The organism is Micromonospora sp. NPDC002411 (assembly GCF_053592955.1).
In genome coordinates, this window is the sequence record NZ_JBSFBM010000453.1 from 1 (window position 1) to 4,467 (window position 4,467).

Sequence of the window (4,467 nt, forward strand, 5' to 3'; positions counted from 1 at the left end):
GCTGACAACAGCAGACGGGCCGCAGGTGTCGCCACCCACGGCCCGTCCGTGCTGTGCGATCAGAAGACCGGCACGCCCTCGCGTACCAGCCGCCAGTTGGGCTGGAAGAAGTCGGCCGGGTCGATCGTCCCCTTGGCCTGCGCCCAGTCGATGAGCAGCTGACGGATCTCCTGCTGCGCGTTGTAGACCTGCGTCTTCACGATGCCGGGGAAGTTGCCGCCGCCGCTGCGCCGGTAGTTGTTCACCGCCACCACGAACTGTGCGTTGTCGGCCACGGGGGTGTCGGTGCCGGCGAGCACCAGGCGGGTGATCCGCTGCCCGACCGGCCGGGAGATGTCGATGTCGTAGTCCACGCCGGAGAAGACGTCGTAGTTGTAGTCCGGCACCGCCGGGTCGCTGATCTGCTCCGGGTCGACCGGTGCGCCCGGGGCGAGGGTCCGGAAGTACTTCGCCGAGTACTCCAGGTACGCGCGCACCTCGGCTCCGCTGAGCACCACTGCTTCGAGGGTGTTGTCGTACACGTACAGGCCGGCCACGTCGCGGATCTTGACGTCCCCGGCGGGGAAGACTGCGGTACGGCTGAACGGCGCCGCGATCGACAGCACCGGCAGGTCCGCGTACGTGGTTCCGGCCAGGGCCGCGCCGACGACCTCGGTCTGTACGTGGTTGATGAAGTCCAGGATCGGCGTGTCCTTGTACCGGGACTCCGCCGCCGACAGCTCGACAGTGGACTGCGCTACCACCTGGTTGACGTACGCCACCGTCTTGGTGTGTTGGGCCCGCACCGCCGCGAGCACCTTCGGGTCCTCGACCACGGTGTTGGTGTTCAACATGGTGGCGGCCTTCTTGGTGATCGCCCACCGGCCACGCTCGCGGGTGAGGGTGAAGTCCATCCGGGTGAGCCGCTGGCCCCACTTGGACGGCTCGGAGAGCAGCACCTGGGCACCGGTGCGCTCGTTGGTGACGAACCGTTCGACCACCTCGTTGTGCGCGTGACCGAACAGGATCGCGTCGATCCCCGGCACCTGCTGGGCGATCAACGCCACCGGGTTCTCGTTCGGCAGCTCCGGGCCGTAGCTGGAGGTGCCGCTGTCACCGCCGTGAGCGGAGATCAGCACGACGTCCGCGCCCCGGGCCCGCATGACCGGCACCCACTTCGCGGCGGTCGCGACCATGTCGTCGAAACGCAGCTTGCCCTCGACGTTGCCCTTGTCCCAGATGGCCACGCCGGGGTTGGTCAGCCCGAGGATGCCGACCCGCAGGGTGGGCGCGCCGAAATCGAGGGAGACCTTCTTGATGACGTACGGCAGGAAGGCCGGCTTGCCGGTCTTCGCGTTGACGGCGTTCGCGGCGAGCGCCGGGAAGCCGAGCTGGCGGATCCACAGGTCCAGCAACGGCAGCCCGTAGTTGAACTCGTGGTTGCCCAGCGTCACCGCGTCGTAGTCGATGACGTTCATCGCCCGGGCCATCGGGTGCTTCTCCCCGGTGGCCGTGATCGGTTCCTGCTTGGCGTAGTACGTCGCCAGGGGAGTGCCCTGGATGGTGTCGCCGGCGTCGAGCACCAGCGTTGCCTTGCCGCGCCGCTCCCGACGGATCTGGTTGATCAGGGTCGCCAGCTTCGCGACGCCGATGTCGTTCTGCTTGCTGTCGTCGTACTCGGCGTCGCGGTAGTAGTCCCAGTTGTAGACGTTGCCGTGGGTGTCCGACGTGCCCAGGAGGGTGAGGTCCCAGGTGCGTGACCGGGCCGCGCCGGCCGCCTGCGCGGGCGCGGCGGCGATCAGCGGGGCGGTCGCCGCCGCCGCGGCGGCGACGAGCACCTGACGACGCGACGGGCCGGAGGGAGAGGTCATGACGTGCCTTTCCATGGGGGTGGACGCGCTTCGTGGGCGCCTCGCGCACCATAACCACCAGAGGACACTCCCGCCACGTCAGCCCCGACCGTTGCTGTGGTTTCCACAGGTCCACGCGGGGTAGGGCGGACGGGGGCGAGCCACCGCTCCCCGACCAGCCAGTACGGCGGGCAGTCGGGTCAGCCCGCACAGCAGCAGTCCGCGCCGGCTCGACCGCGCAGATGAACCCGAAGCCGGACCACGGGGAAGAGTCGTACCGGCGCAGCGGCAAGCTCGACGGCAAGCGGGCGCTGATCACCGGCGGTGACTCGGGGATCGGCCGGGCGGTCGCCATCGCCTTCGCCCGGGAGGGCGCGGACGTCCTCATCTCGTATCTCGACGAGGAGGAGGACTCCGACGCCCGGGAGACCATTCGCCTGGTCGAGTAGGCCGGCCGGCGGGGCGTCGCGGTACGCGGTGACATCACCGACGAGTCGCACTGTCAGGAGCTGGTCGATCGGGCGGTACGCGACCTGGGCGGCCTGGACATCCTCGTCAACAAACGCGGCTTACCAGATGTCGCAGGACAAGGGGGTCCTCGGGATCACCACCGAGCAGTTCGACCGGGTGCTCAAGACCAATCTGTATGCGATGTTCTGGCTCTGCAAGGCGGCCGTCCCGCACCTCACCGAGGGCGCGGCGATCATCACACGGCGTCGATCCAGGCGTTCGACCCGTCGCCGCAGTTGCTGGATTACGCGCTCGCCGCCGACCTGGCCGAGCAGGGCATCCGGGTCAACGCGGTCGCACCCGGCCCGGTCTGGACGCCGCTGATTCCGGCCACCATGCCGGAGGAGAAGGAGAAGCAGTTCGGCACCGACACCCCGGAGGGTCGCCCCGGACAGCCCGCGGAGCTCGCACCCGCGTACGTCTTCTTCGCCTCGCAGGAGTCCAGCTACGTGACCGGCGAGATCCTGGGCGTCACGGGCGGTCGGCCGACGAAGTGATCCGCCGCTTGGGCGGGTGCTGCTTCGGTGCCCGCCCCGGGTGCGGCTCGTCCCGCGTGCGGTCCGGCGGTCAGCGCGGCCAGGTGGCGAAGCGCCGCCGGACCTGGGCGACGTCGGCGGCGCTCAGACCGTAACGACCGAACCGCTGCTCCGACAGCCGGTCCAGGTAACGCCCGGCGGCACGCACGTCCGCCGGATCGAGGGCCGGGTCGACCTGCCGTGCCAGCATCAACAGCTCGGTCACGTCGTAGTGCTCCAACGCCGCCGCCACGTCGATGAAGTCACGGACCTCCCGCCGGTTGACCAACGCCGCGATCTTGTTGGCCACCAGGTCGCGTACGTCCATCACCGGGCCGAGGTCCATCACCACTGGGCTCTGCTGGCGGTCCAACCGGGCGAGGCTCAACCGGATCTGCCGGCCGTCGCGGCTCACCACGAAGTCCTTCATGTCCTGCTCGTACCCGTCGAACAGCTCAGCGAGATCCCCGTCGGGGTCGGCGTCGCTGACGAGGAAGCCGGCGCGCTCCAGTGCCACCCGCACACCGGTGGACGCCGCCGCGGCGGCACCCTCCACGTCCGCGAAGAGGTCGACGTCCTCCGTCGGACGGGCGACCAACCCGTGCGCCGCCCAGGCGACACCGCCCCCCAACACGAACCGGTACGGCCCGGCGGCGGTGAGCGCCACCCGGGCGACCTCCCGATAGAACTCGTGCAGATGCGGCTCGGTCACGCCGCGCGCAGGCCGCGGTGGCGGCTCTCCCACGCCTGGCGTACGCCGCGGGGCAGGTTGAGCAGTCGCCACACCCGCCGAAGCGTGCGCCCGTTGATGAGGGCGCGCAGGTCCTCGGCGCGGGTGGTCTCGCGGAGCACGTTCTCGTACATCCAGAGGAGCTGGTCAGGGTCCCCGAGGTCGAAGGTGCGCTCGGCATTCCACATCAACCGCACGGGCAACTCGACCACCCCGCGCGTGGGGCCGGCCAGCTCGGCGAGCGTTCTCGCCACCACGGCAGGACGACCGGGCCGGGCCAGGAAGGCCACGCCGGTCACGGTGGGGGAGACGGCCTGCATGGTGTCAGGGTAACGCCCACCGGAGCCGGTGTCGCTCAGGACGATCCCTACACGCTCCAGGGCCGGTGGGGGGAGCCGCTCGCGAGGGCCTAAGCGGCCGCGTTGCACGGGCGCTGTCCGTGGGCCGCCGCTGTCCGTGGGCCGCGTCGTTCGGGGCCGCGTCGTCTGTGTGCCGCGCTGTCTGTGCGCCGCGTCGTCCGTGCGCCCTGGGTGGGCGTGGTGTCAGCTCTGCGCGGGTGTCCTGTCCTGAGGGTGCTCGCTGGTCTGCATCCAGGCGTTACGCGGGTCCGGTTTGTCGGCATTGGCTCACCCGCGCGCCTTGATCGACGCCGTTTCGGCGAAGTCGCGGTATCAAACCCTCTCGGATGCCCCCACATCGCCGAGGTCGTGTGGATCATGCGTGAGCTGGGGGTGTTCTGCCCGCCGGCGTGGGTGGTGTGGTGCCTGGGGTCGGGTTGGTCCGTGTGGTTTGTTCCGTTTCCGAGCCGTCCTGCGGGTCGAACAGCATGAGCCCGTGCTCGCCGGCCAGCCGCTCGATGTCCAGCAGCACCTGGTCTGCGCAG

At 70.0% G+C, this 4,467-nt stretch carries 6 protein-coding genes; 3 read left to right on the forward strand and 3 right to left on the reverse strand.

All coding sequences use genetic code 11. The features are described from left to right. Positions 1-59 precede the first annotated feature (59 nt). Complete coding sequence (locus ACWCO3_RS31970) at positions 60-1,850, reverse strand: bifunctional metallophosphatase/5'-nucleotidase (protein ID WP_450013616.1); 1,791 nt, start codon at positions 1,848-1,850, stop codon at positions 60-62. A 221-nt stretch (positions 1,851-2,071) separates the two neighbouring features. Between ACWCO3_RS31970 and ACWCO3_RS31975 the strand changes: the two genes are divergently transcribed. The 3 genes from ACWCO3_RS31975 (at position 2,072) to ACWCO3_RS31985 (ending at position 2,836) form a co-directional block, all read left to right on the forward strand. After that, the gene (locus tag ACWCO3_RS31975) at positions 2,072-2,278 is read left to right on the forward strand and encodes an SDR family NAD(P)-dependent oxidoreductase (protein WP_450013618.1); all 207 of its coding nucleotides are present in this window, start codon (positions 2,072-2,074) and stop codon (positions 2,276-2,278) included. Between the two features lie 127 nt (positions 2,279-2,405). After that, positions 2,406-2,663, forward strand: a complete 258-nt coding sequence (locus tag ACWCO3_RS31980) for a hypothetical protein (protein ID WP_450013620.1) — start codon at positions 2,406-2,408, stop codon at positions 2,661-2,663. Next, on the forward strand, positions 2,576-2,836 hold the full coding sequence (locus ACWCO3_RS31985; RefSeq protein ID WP_450013622.1) for an SDR family oxidoreductase: 261 nt from the start codon (positions 2,576-2,578) through the stop codon (positions 2,834-2,836). Before ACWCO3_RS31980 ends, ACWCO3_RS31985 begins: the two co-directional genes overlap by 88 nt. A gap of 70 nt (positions 2,837-2,906) precedes the next feature. Here the strand turns inward: ACWCO3_RS31985 and ACWCO3_RS31990 are convergent, their stop codons facing one another. Both ACWCO3_RS31990 and ACWCO3_RS31995 read right to left on the reverse strand, forming a co-directional pair. Then, the gene (locus ACWCO3_RS31990) at positions 2,907-3,566 is read right to left on the reverse strand and encodes a nucleotidyl transferase AbiEii/AbiGii toxin family protein (protein WP_145781689.1); all 660 of its coding nucleotides are present in this window, start codon (positions 3,564-3,566) and stop codon (positions 2,907-2,909) included. Continuing rightward, on the reverse strand, positions 3,563-3,904 hold the full coding sequence (locus ACWCO3_RS31995) for a hypothetical protein (RefSeq protein WP_145781691.1): 342 nt from the start codon (positions 3,902-3,904) through the stop codon (positions 3,563-3,565). The genes ACWCO3_RS31990 and ACWCO3_RS31995 overlap by 4 nt, the downstream gene beginning before the upstream one ends. Positions 3,905-4,467 lie beyond the last annotated feature (563 nt).